A 16,803-nucleotide genomic window follows, 5' to 3' on the forward strand; every position below is an offset into this window, starting at 1 on the left:
CAGGAAAAAAGAGGAGAGATTGAGATAGGATATTTGGATGAAATGGGATGGGATTCAAAGCCTTGTATTCCTGACGCTTGGCAAGAAGAAAAAACCACGATAAAGTTACCACCAATTGAAGGTAAAAGACTAAATATTTTAGGAATAATGAAACGAGATAATCAATTATTTTATGAGATACAGGTCGGAACGGTTACTAGCGAAATTTAATTGAAATATTATGGAGATTTTTAAAATATGAATGGATTGAATTTAGCACCTATAAAGACCGAAAGAGCCTCCTCGCTTACGTTAAAAAAGTGCTGGACAATTTTGGAGGCGAGTATGTAATTAATTTTGCCTAGGTACTTACTTACTTTTTTAAAAGGTTGTTTTCAGTTTTTGCGGCGAGTCTCACTCTCATACTAAATCCTGTTTAAAAAGTATAGGAAAGTGGGAAGTGGGGAGTGGATTTTTAAAGTTCGATTGGGAGTTAATCACACTATTAAGCTGTTCGTAATTTAAATTGCCTGTTGAGATGAGGCAAGAGGCAAGAGGCAACAGTAAAGGGATTTGGGGAGATTCGGCTAATCTAAGAATAAGCGATTTAAATACGTCTTAGCCTAAAAACCGATTTAGTATCAGCTTGTGCTATACCTTTGTAGATAGCATCCGCAGGAACTCTGATTCCTTCTTAATACTTGCTCAGGTGGTGCTTTGATGACATAGGATCAAGACGGCTATTTGTCGTTGAGATAAATTTTCCTCTTGACTAAGTTGGTAGAGCAACTTTCTTGGTTCTAAGTAGGTGGGTGGAATTAAATATAAAATAAACGTAGGTTGGGTTGAAGCATGAAACCCAACGCCCGCATGGGTTACGCTACCGCTAACCCATCCTACAAATAATTGTGCCTACCTACTTATGTTAAGATATTGAGGGCTTCGTTTTTGGGTCTGATTTGTTGTTGTATTGATCAGACTATACCTGATGAGCCTTTCCTAGTAAAGCCTCTAGGCTGATGCTTTTCCTTTTTGAATTGGCGTTTTTGTTGGTAACGAAGCTGATAAGCGGTAGGGTGAATAAAAAATGACAGAACAAGCTTGGTGGGTACAAAAATGGTTAGAACTCCTCGATTCCTATCGCTTTAAAAAACGCTTGGAACGAGCCAGACTGTACGCAAGAGAAGGCAATGTTTTAAGTATTGACTTTGAAGACTCGCAAGTTATTGCCAGAGTACAAGGCAGTGAACCAGCGCCTTATATAGTGGATTTATCCCTAGCGGCCTTTAGTGATGAAGAATGGGACTATATTATTAAGCTTCTCTCCAAAAAAGCCATTTATTCTGCTCAATTACTCACCGGACAAATGCCCGATCATATCGAGCGTATTTTTATCGACAGTGGGGTGAATTTATTTCCCTTTTCCCTGGCCGATATTCGCTCCCGTTGCACCTGTCCCGATCAAGCCAACCCCTGCAAACATATAGGAGCAGTATATTATCAATTGGGCGATCGTTTTAGCGTCGATCCCTTCCTGCTGTTGCAACTGCGCGGCCGAACCAAAAGCCAAATTCTGGAAGCTTTACGGGAAAAACGCTCCTATTCCTCTGATAATCAACCTTTAGCAGTCAGTCAACCCTCCGCAGTAGTCGAAAAAACTGCCACCGAAAGTGCTATCGATCGCTTTTGGCAGTACGATGAAGAGCTAGATCCCTCCCTAGTCGTAATTACGCCGGGGAATGAAAATCAAACCATTCTCGACATTTTAGGCAATTTTCCCCTGGCTGCTCCCGAATCCGATGCCATAGAACAATTTTTAAAACCAATTTACCGGCAAATTCCCCAAGAAGCGATGGCGATTGCTTTACAGTAGGGGAATTTGAGGTATAAGTAGCTGGTTATAATTAAATTAAAAATGGATTTTACGTTCGATCCCCCCTGCCCCACTTGATAAGGTAGGGTTGATTCATGAATCAACCCTACCCTTGATAAGGGTGGTGTCTGATAATTTTTAACGCCTACCTACTTAGGATCAGCCTAGTCAAAGTGGTGCAGAGGACAAAAAAGCCAACCGGATTTGTCGCCGCGTCGGGGTGAGGAATTAACCATGGAGAAAATTGCCTCACCACTAACTGCTAAACCTTCTTACTTTTGCTGGTTTTACTACCCGGAGAAGTAGTTTTTTTGGTGGTGCTAGAAGTAGTTTTCTTGGTGGTGGTTTTCTTGGCAGTAGTTGCCTTGGCCGCTAGGGCCGACAAAGCTTGTTCTAGGGTGAGGGTTTCGGCGGTTTCGCCTTCGGGAATTTTGGCGTTGGTCTTAGCGTGTTTGATATAAACTCCGTAGGGACCCTCGTACAATGCCACCAATTCCCCGTCGTCGGGATGTTTGCCCAATTCTTTTAGGGGTGGTTTGCCCGAACCGCGGGTGCTGCGAGCTTTTTTCGGTTCGGCTAATAGGGCCAAGGCGCGATCGAGGGTGATGGTTAGGATATCATCGCCGGCTTTGAGGGAACGATATTCTTTTTCTTTGCCTTCTTCGCGAACTATATAGGGACCGAAGCGTCCTAAACTGGCTTTGATTTTGCCTCCGGTGAGGGGATCGGTTCCCAGCAGTCGCGGCAGTGCTAATAAACCCACCGCTTGTTCGAGGGTGATATCGTCGGGTTTGACTCCTTTGGGTAGGGAGGCGCGTTTGGGTTTGGGATTGTCGTCGCTGACATCTCCTAACTGGACGTAGGGACCATAACTACCGACGAGCAGATAAATGGGTTCTCCGGTGTCGGGATCAAGACCGATTTTATCGGGACCTGCGGTTTTTTGTCGCAGCAGGGTTTCTACCTGTTCGGGGTTGAGGTCGGCGGGGGTTAAATCGGCGGGGATGGAAGCGGTGAGGATTTGATCGTCTCGGGAGACTTCCAGATAGGGACCGTATTTGCCGATCTTGATAGTTGCCTGTAAATCCTCTAAAATCACCGATTTGGCGGTGCTAGAGTTAATTTGACTCTCGCGCTCTTTTACTTGGCTTTCTAGCCCCTTTTCGCCGCGATAGAAGCGATCGAGATAGGGCAACCATTGAGCGGAACCGGTGGCGATATCGTCGAGGGTTTCTTCCATTTTTGAGGTAAATTTGGGATCTACCAGGTCGGGGAAATGATTTTCTAACAAACTAACCACGGCAAAAGCGGTGAAGGTGGGAATGAGGGTTTTATTCCGCATTTGGGCATAACCGCGATCGATAATGGTGCCGAGAATGGTGGCGTAGGTGCTGGGTCGCCCGATTCCTTCACTTTCGAGGGTTTTTACGAGTGAGGCTTCGCTATAACGGGCGGGGGGTTGGGTATCGTGGCTAATGGCTTCTAGTTTGCGACAATTGGGGGTATCACCGACGCTGAGGGGGGGTAGGATGATTTCTTGGTCGTCGATGGCGGCTTCGGGATCGTCGGAACCTTCCACATAGGCGCGGAAAAAGCCGGGGAAGTCGATTCTTTTGCCGGAGGAGCGAAATCCGGCATCTTCCACCTGAATATTGACGGCGATCTGGGTAATACGGGCATCGGCCATCTGTGAGGCGACGGTGCGTTTCCAGATTAGGTCATAGAGGGCGAATTCTAGTCCGCTCAGACCAGTTTCCCGGGGTAGGCGAAAGCTACTGCCGGCGGGCCGGATGGCTTCGTGGGCCTCCTGCGCTCCTTTGCTTTTGGTGGTGTATTGCCGGGGTTGGGGACTGAGATAGTTTTTGCCGTACATTTGTTCTACACAATTGCGGGCGGCGGTGATGGCCTGATCGGAAAGATGGACGGAATCAGTCCGCATATAGGTGATGTAGCCCTGTTCGTAGAGATTTTGGGCGATTCGCATGGTGTCCCTGGCGGATATGCCTAGTTTCCGGTTAGCTTCTTGCTGTAGGGTGGAAGTAGTGAAGGGGGGGGATGGTTTGCGAGTGGTGGGTTTTTCTTCGGTGTGGCTAACGCGCCAGATTTTGTCTTGGATGCGTTCTTTTAAGGCCGCCGCCGTCGCTTGATCTAAGAGTGTCACCTGGCGACTGGGGAGCAGTCTGCCGGTGTCGGCATCGAAATCGCTCCCATTTGCCACTTTTTGACCGTTTAAGGTGACTAATTTCGAGTCGAATTGATTTTTGTCCTTTTCTAAAGTCGCTTTCAGGTCCCAATAATTGGCGGTTTTAAAGGCCCGTCGTTCCCGTTCCCGTTGCACGAGCAGACGCACGGCTACGGATTGCACCCGGCCGGCGGATAACCCTTTAGAGATTTTTTTCCAGAGTAGGGGGGAGAGGGTATAACCGTAGAGGCGATCGAGTATGCGGCGGGTTTCTTGGGCGTGAACTAAATTTTCGTCGATGGAGCGACAATTTTTCAGGGCGGTTTGGATCGCTTCTTTGGTGATTTCGTGAAATACCATCCTTTTGGTGGGTATTTTCGGGTTGAGTACCTGCAAGAGATGCCAACTGATGCTTTCCCCTTCCCGATCTTCGTCGGTGGCAAGGATCAGTTCGCTGGCCCCTTTGAGGGCTTCTTTTAATTCTTTGACGATTTTACTTTTGGTTTTGGGGACGACGTAGAGAGGATCGAAATCGTTCTCCACATCCACGCCTAAGTTAGCCCAGGATTTGTCTTTCTGGGCGGGGGGAATTTCTTCGGCGGAGGCGGGCAGATCGCGGATGTGGCCCATGGAGGCTTGGACTCGATAGCCGCTAGGCAGATAATTACTGATCGTCCGAGCTTTGGTGGGGGATTCGACAATAACCAGGGTTGACATAGGAATTGATCACGAGGGCATGGCCACAGCGACTGTTTTAGTTAGACTGACCATCTTTGTTTGATGATGGGCAAAAGTTACTATTTATCTTGACCGGCTTGATTCCAGTCAAAAGCCACTTACTACGATAATAGAGATTAAAGCTGGTGTTTTGTCACTAACTTCTTAATAAAACTTAATATTTTTCCAGAGCAGCGATCGAACTCAAGGCACTGCCAAGGGTAATATAATCTGTTTGAGGAGTGGTAATTATGAATTATGAATTATGAATTGAAGAGAAGGGAGAAGGGAGAAAAAAGCTGATCACTGATCTAGGTTACGCTTCATCTTTAGGAGAAACGCTGTAGTTATACTAAATCCTGTTATTAAAAACTGATTATTTATTCCCCCTTTTGCCTCTCCTCATAACTAGCCTGTACTCAAAGGATTTAGTATTATGTCTGATTTACGTCAATACGCCCCAGCAACAGAACGCAATCGTCAGCCTATTTTGGAAGTTCTCAGCCAATTTTTACCGAAGACTGGCAATATCTTAGAAATATCTAGCGGCACGGGTGAACACGCTGTTTTTTTTGCCCCTCGTCTTGCCCCTCGTCGTTGGATTCCCTCGGATTGTAACCCTCTGGCTCTAGATAGTATTCGCAGTTGGTGCGATTATTATCCTAGTTCTAATCTCGATCGCCCCCTATTTATCGATGTTCATCAGTCAGTTTGGGCGGTAGAGAAGGAAAATATTGTTATTAATGCCATTGTTAATATTAATATGATTCATATCGCCCCTTGGTCCGCTTGTTTAGCTTTAATGGCAGGAGCGAGTCGCATTCTCAGTCCAGGGGAAATTCTCTATCTTTATGGTCCCTATAAACGACAGGGAAAACATACTTCTCCTAGTAATGAAAGCTTTGATCTTTCTCTCCGTTCTCAAAACTCTGCTTGGGGAGTTAGGAATTTAGAAGATGTGGTGCAAGCAGCGAGCGATCGAGGTTTACAATTGTTAGAAGTAATTCCTATGCCCGCTAATAATCTCTCGGTTTTATTTCAATTGCCTTAACATAGCAATTATCAGTGAACAGTAATCGGTAATTAGCTTCTAAAGGCAAAAGGCAAAAGGCAAAAAAAAGAATCTGGCAATTCTCCTACCTAAAAAGAAGGTTATAAACTAAGTACATCCAAGCTTTTAGCTTAACCAATTAAGTAGGGAGGCACAATTATTTGTAGGATGGGTTAGCGGTAGCGTAACATAATCGGGCGTTGGGTTTCATGCTTCAACCCAACCTACGTTCTGATCACTGAAAAAAGCTCCCCACTTCCCACTTCCCACTGATAACTGATAACTGATAACTGATAACTGATAACTTACTTCCAACCAGCGCGATTCATTACCTGTACTGCTTTGGCTAAATTAGGACCATAATTAGCCACACTAACGGTATCTTCTTTCCCGCGTCCGAGTTTTGCCAGAACAGGATCTAAAGCAACGCCTCGAACGACGGGATATTCTTGATTACCCTTAGCAAAAAAGTTCTGTGCTTCATTGCTAGAAAGATACTCTAAAAATTTAATTGCCGATTCTCGATTGGGGGCAGTTTTAATTAAACCACCACCGCTAATATTAACGTGAGCGCCGCGCCCTGTTTGGTCGGGGAAAATTACGCCTACTTGGTCATAAATTGCCCGTTTAGCGGGGTCTTTTTCTTCGGCATACCCAGCTAAGTAATAGGTGTTAGCTAGGGCTAAATCGGCAATTCCTGCGGCTACAGCTTCGATTTGTGCCTTATCATTTCCCTGGGGTGAACGAGCAAAATTAGCCACTAATCCTCGACACCATTTTTCTGCGGCCGCTTCCCCTTGGATGTCGATTAACCAAGCGGTAAAAGATTGACTATAGATGTTACTAGATGACCGGGTGACGACTTTTCCTTTCCATTTGGGATTGGTTAAATCTGCATAGGAATCGATTTCTCTGGGGTTAACTCTGTCTTTGTTGTACATAATTACCCGCAAGCGTTTACTAAACCCGAACCAGTGACCTTTGGGGTGACGCAAATTAGCGGGAATTCTTTGGGTGAGAATGCGGGAATTGACCGGGGCAAAAATTCCCTGTTGGTCGGCCCGCCATAATCTCCCCGCATCTACCGTCAGGAGTATATCAGCAGGACTATTGCGGCCTTCGCTTTTGATTCGTTCGATTAATGGGTCCGCTTCCCCTTCCACGAGGTTAATTTTTATTCCCGTTTGTCGGGTGAAGTTGTCATACAATCGTCGGTCGGTGTTGTAGTGACGGGAGGAATAGAGGTTTAATTGGTTAGTTTGGGCAGAAACCTCGTTTATTTTCCCTAATTGACCCACCGCTAGGGCTAAGGTGGCTGTTCCTGCGCCTAGAAAGACTCTACGAGTTATTTTATCGTTCATTGCTCGATTCTTGGTAAAGTTGTCTTTTCCTATTGTACAGCTATTGAGAATAATTCTTATCTGTGCGAAAAATTATTTGTTGGGCTAGGGCGGTAGATCGGGTAAAATCTAGCTAAAATCAGGGTTTTTGGTTTTGATGGGGCTAATAAATCCTCGAATCTATCGCTAGTTAAGTTCAATAAGCCCAAAATGTTACCCTAAGCTCGATCGAGGGTATTGTGGAATGAGAGCATCTCAAAAGCTATTGACAATTAGCCAATTTTGTGATCAGTTTATTTCTGGGTAAGCAACCCACATAAAGTTCATTTTGTCAAAGATTGTTAAGATGCTCTTAACATGGATCAGAGAAGAGAAATTGACCACTTAACACTGTCTATCAAAAACTATCGATAGATGGCAAAATAGAAACTATACAATCAGTATTGTCTGTAAATAAGAACAACCTATGGATATTGAATCAACTAAAGTTACTGCTGAAGAAATTGCTCAGTTTCGCGCTGAATTGGCAGAGGATTCTAACGCATTAGGAGATATTGACTTAATTGAGCGGTGTGATGGCGATTTGAAGTATGCTGCTATGAGATTAGCAAGGCGTTCAAATATTGATACAGTGAGAGCAGATGAAGATAATTTTTGGCAACAAGCTATCACCCAAGCACGTCAATTAATATGTCATGACCGAGTTAAAGATGATTTAGCACCTAATATATTAGGTGGATTAGTTGGTTTACTTGCTACTTCTGGTAATCCAGTTTTGGTAGTAGTAGCAACTCCTCTCGCTATTCACGTTTTTAGGGAAACATTAGACAATTTTTGTGATTAGTTTAGATACCTGATGCGGTAAAAGCAGCCCAATAAAAAGGGTTATTGAACAGCTTATAATTAAGTTCAAACCCTTTTATTCTAATTTGTTCATCTTCAATCATATCCATCAATCGATTAAATTCTTTTGATGTTAATTTTTGTTGCATTGACTTGACAATTTTTAGGCAACTATCCAACTGATTCAAGTATTCTTGTACGGTTAAATTCTGTAACCAATTTTGTGCAGTTTTTAAAGCAACTGGTACAGAAACTTGCTGATTCTCATCAAATAAAATCTCATATAATTTAATCATCAAGAAGGAGGTTGATAGGTCATTAACTGTCCATAAACTACTGACAACGCTGGGACTTCCCGCAAACAGAAAACCACTGGGTAAACCGATATATTCATCACTGATAGAGTTTATATCAATCATGCCAGTTTCGCAAGCGGAAAGGGTGATAAGGCGGCATTTATTCAAGCGCAGTTCAAAGATTTCGCCTAATGTTAAGGGTTCCTTATTCGCTAAAAATAAGGCGGATTCAAGGGGATTAGCTGGGTTAAAGCTTCCATGACAGGAGAAGTGATAACAGTGGTTATCTGAGGATTTGAGATGGGGAAGAACAGCGTTTTTAGTGGCGTTATCTTGGGCGATAACTTGAGGTTCAGTAAAGAAAGTTGAGAGGATATTAACTTCTAAGTCAGTGTAAAATAAGTCTTTGGTGGGGTTTTGAATAGCGAACAGTTTATTAAAGTCGGAATGGTGAAAAGTTTGGGAAATTTTTTGCAAGATTTGACAACTAGGCGCATATTGTACACCCTTCGGAAATAAATCTTGTAATTCTGATCCCCCCGTTGCCGACTCCCCACTTTTTAAGGGGGGTTGGGGGGGATCAACAGGTAAGGCGTGTAAGGGTAAAATATGCAGAAACCAATGGGGGATAATAATTAAGCGTTGACAAGTATCGGGAATCAGGGCAAGAATATCATTAATATGCAGAATATCAGCAAAAGTCTGTAGGAGGTTAGACAGTTGATTTCTCCATTCTTGCTTACCATTTCCTGAGTAGTAAAGCTGTAGATAATTGTTGATTTTATCAAATAATTGATTTTTATCATTTTCGGAAGATTGCCAATATTTAACCTCTCCCTCAGCAGACACGACAAAAACGAGTATTTTCTCCCCTGTAATGTACCATTGCAGCAGACAAGTTTCGGCATTAGTGAAAGCTTGAATCTCTGTAAATGCGATCGGCTCAACTTTTTGAGTAAGGCTAAAAAGAGGATCCTTAATTTCTCTTGCAATAAAATTATCTAAGTCTTGTTGATATTCCTTCAGATAACTGTGATCTTGAACGTAGGGAGTTAGGTTATCACTACGCATTAAATTCTGGTTAATGCTTTGATGTTGTAAGCGAATTTGTTCATTAACAACTCTTTGCTTTAATTCATTTAATTGGGCGACAATTTCTTGACTAACGCCTTGGGGGTGTAGGTTTTTCTGGGTGATTAATTCCACCAGGTTACGCCCTTTACTGCGTTCGATATATTCTAATGCCTTCTCAGGCTGATTGAGGTTAAGATGCGCCTGTACAATGCGATGGAAAACACCAATAGCATTGGATAAAACCTCTTGGCGACTGTGGGGGTTTAATGCTTCTAATCGGGCATTTTCGACAGCTTCAATGGCGATATTATAAGCTTCTGTGGCAGGTTGCCATTGTTCTTCGCTGTAGTGAAGAATAGCTAAATTACGAGCGGTTTGTAAACACTTAAGGGGATCAGCTTCTTTTGTGCGGATTGTTAAAGCATTCTGATAGGATGTGATCGCTTTTTCTAAATTGTCGGCTTTATCCCCTCTGATTCTGTTACTGTAAGCAATAGCAAGATTATTCTGGGTCGTTGCCCAATCTTGGGGAAATGCGTCAAAAGTATAAACTTTCAAAGCTTCATTGTAAGCGGTGATCGCCCTTTCTAAGTTCTCAGCTTTCTCCCCTCTGATTCTGTTACGGTAAGCTTCACCGAGATTATTCTGTGTCCTTGCCCATCCTTGGGGAAAAGCGTCAAAAGTATAAACTTTTAAAGCTTCATTCAAAGTGGTGATCGCCCTTTCTAAATTGTCGGCTTTCTCCCCTCTGATTCTGTCACGGTAAGCAGTGGCGAGAAAATTCTGTGTCATTGCCCAATCTTGGGGAAATGCGTCAAAAGTCAATACTTTCAAGGCTTCCTGAAAGACAGCGATCGCCCTTTCTAAATTCTCAGCTTTCTCCCCTCTGATTCTGTCACAGTAAGCAATGGCGAGATTATGCTGTGTCCTTGCCCAGTCTTGGGGAAATGCGTCAAAAGTCCTCACTTTCAATGCTTCCTGGTAAGCGGTGATCGCCGTTTCTAAATTGTCGGCTTTCTCCCCTCTGATTCTGTCACTGTAAGCATTAGCGAGATTGTTCTGTGTCATTGCCCAATCTTGGGGAAATGCGTCAAAAGTCAACACTTTTAAGGCTTCCTGGTAAGCAGCGATCGCCTTTTCTAAATTCCCTGCTTGCTCCCCTCTGATTCTTTCACGGTAAGCTTCACCGAGATTATTCTGTATCAATGCCCATTGTTCGGGAAATGCCTTAAAAGTATAAACTTGCAAGGCTTCCTGGCAAGCGGCGATCGCTCTTTCTAAATTGTCAGCTTTCTCCCCTCTGATTCTGGAATAGTAAGCAATAGCGAGATTATGCTGTGTAAATGCCCATTCTTGAGGAAAAGCGTCAAAAGTATAAACTTTCAAGGTTTCTTGATAAAGAGCGATCGCCCTTTCTAAATTCTCGGCTTTCTCCCCTCTGATTCTGTCACGGTAAGCAGTGGCGAGATTATGCTGTGTACTTGCCCAATCTTGGGAAAATGCGTCAAAAGTCAATACTTTCAAGGCTTCCTGGCAAGCGGCGATCGCCTTTTCTAAATTGTCAGCTTTTTCTCCTCTGATTCTGTCAATGTAAGCAGAGGCGAGACTATTCTGTGCCGCTGCCCAATTTTGAGGAAATGCCTCAAAAGTATAAACTTTCAAGGCTTCCTGGCAAGCGGCGATCGCTCTTTCTAAATTGTCAGCTTTCTCCCCTCTGATTCTGGAATAGTAAGCAATAGCGAGATTATTTTGTGTAGCTGCCCAATCTTGGGGAAAAGCGTCAAAAGTCCTTACTTTCAAAGCTTCTTGGTAGTAGGCGATCGCTCTTTCTAAATTGTCAGCTTTCTCCCCTCTGATTCCGGAATAGTAAGCAATAGCGAGATTATTTTGTGTAGCTGCCCAATCTTGGGGAAATGCCTCAAAAGTTCTCACTTTCAAGGCTTCCTGGCAAGCGGTTATCGCTCTTTCTAAATTCTCGGCTTTATCCCCTCTGATTCTGTAAAGGTAAGCATTAGCGAGATTATTCTGTGTCGCTGCCCATTCTTGAGGAAAAGCGTCAAAAGTATAAACTTTCAAAGCTTCATTGTAAGCGGCGATTGCTCTTTCTAAATTCTCAGCTTTCTCCCCTCTGATTCTGTCACTGTAAGCAATAGCGAGATTATTCTGTGTCATTGCCCAATTTTGGGGAAATGCGTCAAAATTAAAGATATTTAAAGCGATTTCATAACCCGTGATGGCAATTTCTTTGTGGGTGGCGATGTCACCGAGAGGAAATTGTTGGATTAAGGCACTGAAATAGAAAATAACAATAGCGATAAAATAGGCTTGTTCTGGCGTGGCTTGCGTTAATGTATTTTTCGCCCAACTGTCTAGGATTCGCGCTAAATTATCATCCAACTTATCAAGATTCTGCGCCCAGAAGGGATAAATTACTTGAGGGTTAGGATTTTCAGAAATTTTTCGTAATGTCTCCATTAGGAAATTGAGATAATCTTGTTGGTTAGGTATTTCAACGTCAAGAGTTACTCCTTGTGACGGTTGATATACGAAACGAGAGGCAGAGGATCGGTTAAACGATTCTATTTTCCGTCTAAATGCAGGAAAGATAAGCGTTAAGATTCCCAAAGGAATACCAATAAAGATAATAGACAGAAGAATTATAAAACTTCTCAAAAGTCTGCCTAAGAGTCGTAAAATCATTGAGAGTAGTCGCATTTAGTTATCTCCTATCTTTATTGATATTAAATCAGAGGGATGATAGCCGAGAGAAATCCTAGTCAGTCAAATAATCAAAAAAATCATAATTTAGACAGGATTGGGCGCGTTGTTCATTCATAGCGTGGCAGATGGGGATTTAATGGGGAGATTATCAGAATTGTATCACAGGGATGATAGGCTAAGGTTATTGTCTGGGGTAGGTGCGAAGCATTCGGATATAAAATCTAGGATTTCAGCGATAAGTTATCGTCCGAATGCTTCGCCCGTACAGGGATTTAATGGAGAGATTATCAGAATTGTATCACAGGGATAATAGGCGAAGGTTATTAGTTTATTGCCCGGGGTAGGGGCGAAGCATTCGGATAAGAAATTTATGGTTTCAGCGATATGTTATTGCCCGAATGCTTCGCCCCTACAGGTTATTCGTCCCCGCAGGTTATTTGTCCCCACAGGTTATTTGCCCCTACATTGGTTTGAATTTATTCAGATTGTTCTCGTCTTGTTCCCAATTTCGCGGATTATCAAGAATGTATTGCCGGATTTTTTGATAAGAATTTTCATTGCGAATGATATGTTCATAATAATTGCGCTGCCAAATTTTCAGGCGATCGCCACACAAAAAATTGATTTTACGAGTAGAAATTGATTTAAAATTCTGCACAATAGCCCCCAAAGATTCCGGCATTGTACCGTGAGGATATTGCGAATCGTGTGCAGCCTTTTCCAGAGCTTGATTGTGTATTACTATAATTCCATGAATATGATTGGGCATGACAATAAAAGCATCTAGTTCAATAAATTTAAAATTTAGAGGTAGTCTATACCATACCGCTTCAATAGTATCACCAAGTAAATTCTGCTCCATATTTCCTTCAACAATTTCACCAAATAGATACTGCTTCTGATAAGAACAAATTGTTATATAATAAGCTCCATTAAGCCTATAATCATAGCCTTTTAAACGAATAGATTGTCGATGTTTTTTGGGTTCATTCATAGCGTGGCGGATGGTGGCGGTTAATTCAGTTATCTTTAGCGATAGGTTATTGTTCGGGGGTAGGGGCGAAGCATTCGGGCAATAACTTATCGCTGAAACCCTAGATTTTCTATCCGAATGCTTCGCCCCTACAGGGATTTAATGGGGAGATTATCAAAATTGTATCACAGGGATAATAACCGAAAAAATCCTAGTCAATCAAACAATCAAAAAAATCATAATTTAGACAGAATTAGGTGCGTTGTTCGTTCATAGGTTGAGATTGTTTTATAAAAGTTTTTTAAATTCTTCAATAGTTAATCCAGAACCTTTAATAATTGTTCCCATTGTATAAGCATTGATTGGATTAGCCCTTGGAATAGTGAGAATATTTTCTCCATCAGTCATGGTAATATGTTTCCCCTGTATAACAATCTGAAATCCTGCTTTTTCAAAGGCTTTAATTGCTCGTTGATGATTAATTACAGCAAGACTAGGCATGATTTAATTCAACTTCTACATAATAAGATTCGATCCCTTGATTCAACTCCGCAGCAACTTCTAAATAAGACTGAATTGCATCTTGAATATTATTGAGTGCTTCTTCTTTAGTTATCCCTTGAGAAGCACAGCCAGGTAAACTAGGACACCAAACAGCATATCCCTCTTCTGATTGCTTGAGATTGACTTGATATTGCATATTTTTAAGATCATCCCGTCCTTAATAAAAATTTGGGCAAAACTATTATTGTAATGCTTCAATGCGATCTGCTTCGGCGGCTTCGGCTATAATTTCTGCTTCTATTGTTTCTTTGTTAGTATGATAGTAAGTCAAAGCGGCATAAACTTGTGCCAAAGAAAGATGAGGGATTTCATCGGCAATTTCTTCAGGACTATATCCTAACTTATACCAGATCACTATTCTTCGCACAGTAACAGCAGTTCCCGCGATAATAGGACAACCTCCATGAATTTTGGGATCGCTTTTTATGAAAGTGCCAATATTGATCTCTGTTAACATAACTTTCTTCGATTCAGTTTCAACTAATTAAACTACATAGGATTCTATGCTTTTATCACCATTCTAGCATAGCCCAAGCATTGGTCGGGGTAGGGGATTGAATGGGGAGATTATCAGAATTCTATCACAGGGACGATAGCCGAAAAAAATCCTAGTCAATCAAACAATCAAAAAAAATCATAGTTTAGACGGTATTGGGTGCGTTGTTCATTCATAGCGTGGTAAATTCAGTTATAAGCGATTCATCGGCAATCATCAAGAGTTGGGGATTGGTGGTAAGATTGTCAGAAAAGCGATCGCACTGTATAATCTTGATTAATATATAAGCTAATTCTACTCACTTGAACTAAATCATCATGAATCAAAAACCGTACCAAGTAGAAGCATTTTGGGATCGAGAGGCGCAAGTTTGGGTAGCAGAGAGTGAAGATATTCCTGGATTAGTCACCGAAGCTGATACCATCGAAGCTTTAACAGCTAAATTACGACAGATGATTCCAGAATTATTACAACTCAATCATCTAATTACTCTTGAACCTCAAGCACCGATAACTTTTGAACTAATTAGTCATCGTCAAGAATCAATTGAGTGCGCTGTTTAGATGGCTACTTCTTTAACACCTGCATTAAAAAAACTGCTCTCAGCAGCTGGATGTTATTTTGAACGTCAAGGTAAAGGAGATCATGAAATTTGGTATAGTCCTCTGACAGAAAGAAGATTTGTAGTTGATAATACTATTAAATCACGCCATACTGCCAATGCAGTTTTGAAACAAGCCGGATTATCTAAATCATTTTGAACGCTGTAGAATCCTCATCCATATATAAGCCAATTCTACTCATAAGAAGAAGAATAATGTAATGCTTCAATGCGATCTGCTTCGGCGGCTTCGGCTATAATTTCTGCTTCTATTGTTTCTTTGTTAGTATGATAGTAGGTCAAAGCATCATAAACCTGTGCCAAAGAAAGATGAGGGATTTCATCGGCAATTTCTTCAGGACTATATCCTAACTTATACCAGATCACTATTCTTCGTACAGTAACAGCAGTTCCCGCAATAATAGGACAACCCCCATGAATTTTGGGATCGCTTTTTATAAAAGTCCCAATATTGATCTCTGTTAACATAACTTTCTCTGATTAGAAAATCTAGGATTTCAGCGATAGGTTATTGTTCAGGGGTAGGGGCGAAGCATTCGGATAAAAAATCTAGGGTTTCAGCGATAGGTGATGCCCAAATAGATAGTCAACAGTTTAGTTGAAACCCGATTAAATTTTCGATCGCTTTGAGCAAATCTTGATTAGTCCAATTCTGGTACAGATAAGCGGCGATCGCACATCCCCCCGCACCGACTCCTTCCTTGACGAAACCTTGTTCATAAGCCTGCAAAACCGGGTATTTAGAGGCGGAAAAGTTTAATTGTGTGGCTAATAAAGGCACTTTTCCGATCATTCGGGCTAATCCCACCGTATCCCCCGTTTTATCTTCCGCTACCCAGCGAGTTGTGCCGACGATGATATTTTCCCAGTTAACGGGATAGGCATATTTAGCCACTAGAGCTTTAATTAGGGCAGAAACGGCTAACATTTGGGTTCCTCCGGCGAGGAGTACCCCACCCTGGCGACTGGCGGCGATGGCCATGCCAGCGACGAAAATCTGCTGAGGATCGCCTAGGGCGGCGATTACCTCAAAAGGATCAAAAATTTCTTTTCGGGCTAATCCCTGCTCAACTATTGCCTGTTTCTGAGCATGATTGCACTGGGGATGGCTACTGTTAACTTTACCGTTGGCTCGATAACCCAATCCGGTGAGGATGGCGAGGGCGGTGGTGGTGCCACCGACCACACACTCGCCGATAATTAGATAACTAGACTCGCGGGCTAGTTTTTCTCCCCAGGTTAGTCCTTGGGCGAACAGGTGTTTTACTATGTCGAAATCTAGGGCGCGGCCGGTGGAGAGACAACGGGCCGGTTGTCCCCCCAGTTCGATATAATCGACGGCCGGGGGCAAGGGTAAACCGGCGTTAAAAACCCGGACGGGAATGGCTAATTTTTCCACCACGGCGCGGGTAATATAGGCAGGGGAGGCTCCCACCGTTAGGGGGGGTAAGGGATAACGGGGATGGGGTGAAACTCCTTTAACGATAAATTCGGCATCGGCGATCGCAGTGTATTTTCTATCTTCCGGGGTAGCACCGGCGGTGGAGATTCCGGGGATTAATCCCGTCTCGGTAAACCCCAAAACTAGGGCAAATATCGGAGAAGATTTTTGATGGCGCTCTAACCAATTTTGCCCCCCTTCGATTTCCGTGTAAATTTTAATCATCTGTTGATTTTGTCCTCTTACTTATCACTATTTCCCTCTCTCCATGAGATGATCTTTGATTTCAACATATTTAGAAAATAAGTTATCAATACTAGCCAGTTTTGCCCCGTATGCTAGGGCTGTAGCCATAATAATACGGTCAAAAGGATCTTTGTGAATGGGAGATAAATTAACGGCTCTAATGGCAATTTCGGGGGTAATTGAAAATATATCTATTTTAGCAGAAATGTTGAATCTCGTAACAAAACTTTACATTTAAGAACATGACAACCCCAGAACGCCATTTTTCAGATTGAATAGACAATTTTCCTAAACCAGTGTACATAGCTGATATGTTGACACATAAAACTCTGTAAATAGCGCAATTTATCTAATAAGCTTTTGCCAAATACTTCTTCAATATCTA

14 protein-coding genes and 4 pseudogenes are annotated in these 16,803 nt (G+C 42.5%); 6 read left to right on the top strand and 12 right to left on the bottom strand.

Annotated features, from left to right (window positions below; translation table 11 throughout):
- Positions 1 to 344 (top strand): annotated as a pseudogene (locus ACE1AQ_RS12985) (IS630 family transposase); the annotation flags it as partial.
- Between the two features lie 297 nt (positions 345 to 641).
- On the opposite strand, the pseudogene ACE1AQ_RS12990 reads toward ACE1AQ_RS12985, so the two are convergent.
- Positions 642 to 798 (bottom strand): annotated as a pseudogene (locus ACE1AQ_RS12990) (IS30 family transposase); the annotation flags it as partial.
- A 268-nt stretch (positions 799 to 1,066) separates the two neighbouring features.
- Between ACE1AQ_RS12990 and ACE1AQ_RS12995 the strand changes: the two are divergent.
- Positions 1,067 to 1,852 carry an SWIM zinc finger family protein gene (locus ACE1AQ_RS12995; protein WP_110545879.1) on the top strand — a complete coding sequence of 262 codons (786 nt, stop codon included), beginning with the start codon at positions 1,067 to 1,069 and terminating at the stop codon, positions 1,850 to 1,852.
- Positions 1,853 to 2,114: 262 nt separating this feature from the next.
- Here the strand turns inward: ACE1AQ_RS12995 and topA are convergent, their stop codons facing one another.
- Positions 2,115 to 4,751, bottom strand: coding sequence for a type I DNA topoisomerase (gene topA, locus ACE1AQ_RS13000; RefSeq protein WP_110545878.1), 2,637 nt, complete (start codon positions 4,749 to 4,751; stop codon positions 2,115 to 2,117).
- Between the two features lie 436 nt (positions 4,752 to 5,187).
- Between topA and ACE1AQ_RS13005 the strand changes: the two genes are divergently transcribed.
- Positions 5,188 to 5,802, top strand: a complete 615-nt coding sequence (locus ACE1AQ_RS13005) for a DUF938 domain-containing protein (RefSeq protein WP_110545877.1) — start codon at positions 5,188 to 5,190, stop codon at positions 5,800 to 5,802.
- A 305-nt stretch (positions 5,803 to 6,107) separates the two neighbouring features.
- On the opposite strand, the gene ACE1AQ_RS13010 is transcribed toward ACE1AQ_RS13005, so the two are convergent.
- Complete coding sequence (locus tag ACE1AQ_RS13010; RefSeq protein WP_008203489.1) at positions 6,108 to 7,163, bottom strand: Fe(3+) ABC transporter substrate-binding protein; 1,056 nt, start codon at positions 7,161 to 7,163, stop codon at positions 6,108 to 6,110.
- Positions 7,164 to 7,608: 445 nt separating this feature from the next.
- Here ACE1AQ_RS13010 and ACE1AQ_RS13015 point away from each other — a divergent pair, with 445 nt between their 5' ends.
- Positions 7,609 to 7,986, top strand: coding sequence for a hypothetical protein (locus ACE1AQ_RS13015; protein ID WP_110545876.1), 378 nt, complete (start codon positions 7,609 to 7,611; stop codon positions 7,984 to 7,986).
- 1 nt (position 7,987) lies between these two features.
- Here ACE1AQ_RS13015 and ACE1AQ_RS13020 read toward each other — a convergent pair whose 3' ends face one another.
- From ACE1AQ_RS13020 to ACE1AQ_RS13040, 5 genes are all read right to left on the bottom strand, one after another.
- Complete coding sequence (locus ACE1AQ_RS13020) at positions 7,988 to 11,830, bottom strand: tetratricopeptide repeat protein (RefSeq protein WP_172456667.1); 3,843 nt, start codon at positions 11,828 to 11,830, stop codon at positions 7,988 to 7,990.
- 706 nt (positions 11,831 to 12,536) lie between these two features.
- Positions 12,537 to 13,070 carry a transposase gene (locus tag ACE1AQ_RS13025; RefSeq protein WP_110545874.1) on the bottom strand — a complete coding sequence of 178 codons (534 nt, stop codon included), beginning with the start codon at positions 13,068 to 13,070 and terminating at the stop codon, positions 12,537 to 12,539.
- 267 nt (positions 13,071 to 13,337) lie between these two features.
- A complete protein-coding gene (locus ACE1AQ_RS13030) occupies positions 13,338 to 13,550 on the bottom strand; it encodes a type II toxin-antitoxin system HicA family toxin (protein WP_110545873.1) in 213 nt (70 codons plus the stop codon).
- Complete coding sequence (locus ACE1AQ_RS13035) at positions 13,543 to 13,749, bottom strand: type II toxin-antitoxin system HicB family antitoxin (protein WP_008203484.1); 207 nt, start codon at positions 13,747 to 13,749, stop codon at positions 13,543 to 13,545. The genes ACE1AQ_RS13030 and ACE1AQ_RS13035 overlap by 8 nt, the downstream gene beginning before the upstream one ends.
- 45 nt (positions 13,750 to 13,794) lie before the next feature.
- Positions 13,795 to 14,070 (bottom strand): DUF433 domain-containing protein, encoded by a 276-nt coding sequence (locus tag ACE1AQ_RS13040; RefSeq protein ID WP_008203483.1) that lies wholly within the window; start codon positions 14,068 to 14,070, stop codon positions 13,795 to 13,797.
- Positions 14,071 to 14,426: 356 nt separating this feature from the next.
- Here ACE1AQ_RS13040 and ACE1AQ_RS13045 point away from each other — a divergent pair, with 356 nt between their 5' ends.
- Positions 14,427 to 14,672, top strand: coding sequence for a DUF1902 domain-containing protein (locus ACE1AQ_RS13045; protein ID WP_008203482.1), 246 nt, complete (start codon positions 14,427 to 14,429; stop codon positions 14,670 to 14,672).
- Positions 14,673 to 14,870: a type II toxin-antitoxin system HicA family toxin gene (locus ACE1AQ_RS13050; RefSeq protein ID WP_002799542.1), complete on the top strand. Its 198-nt coding sequence runs from the start codon at positions 14,673 to 14,675 to the stop codon at positions 14,868 to 14,870.
- A 35-nt stretch (positions 14,871 to 14,905) separates the two neighbouring features.
- Here ACE1AQ_RS13050 and ACE1AQ_RS13055 read toward each other — a convergent pair whose 3' ends face one another.
- The 4 genes and pseudogenes from ACE1AQ_RS13055 to ACE1AQ_RS13070 form a co-directional block, all read right to left on the bottom strand.
- On the bottom strand, positions 14,906 to 15,199 hold the full coding sequence (locus ACE1AQ_RS13055) for a DUF433 domain-containing protein (RefSeq protein WP_008203481.1): 294 nt from the start codon (positions 15,197 to 15,199) through the stop codon (positions 14,906 to 14,908).
- Between the two features lie 118 nt (positions 15,200 to 15,317).
- Complete coding sequence (gene cobT / locus ACE1AQ_RS13060; RefSeq protein ID WP_110545872.1) at positions 15,318 to 16,397, bottom strand: nicotinate mononucleotide-dependent phosphoribosyltransferase CobT; 1,080 nt, start codon at positions 16,395 to 16,397, stop codon at positions 15,318 to 15,320.
- Between the two features lie 27 nt (positions 16,398 to 16,424).
- Positions 16,425 to 16,619, bottom strand: a pseudogene (locus ACE1AQ_RS13065) (PIN domain-containing protein); the annotation flags it as partial.
- Between the two features lie 65 nt (positions 16,620 to 16,684).
- Positions 16,685 to 16,803, bottom strand: a pseudogene (locus tag ACE1AQ_RS13070) (IS4 family transposase); the annotation flags it as partial.

Origin of the sequence: Microcystis sp. BLCC-F209 (assembly GCF_041928595.1) — a bacterium.
GTDB lineage: Bacteria > Cyanobacteriota > Cyanobacteriia > Cyanobacteriales > Microcystaceae > Microcystis.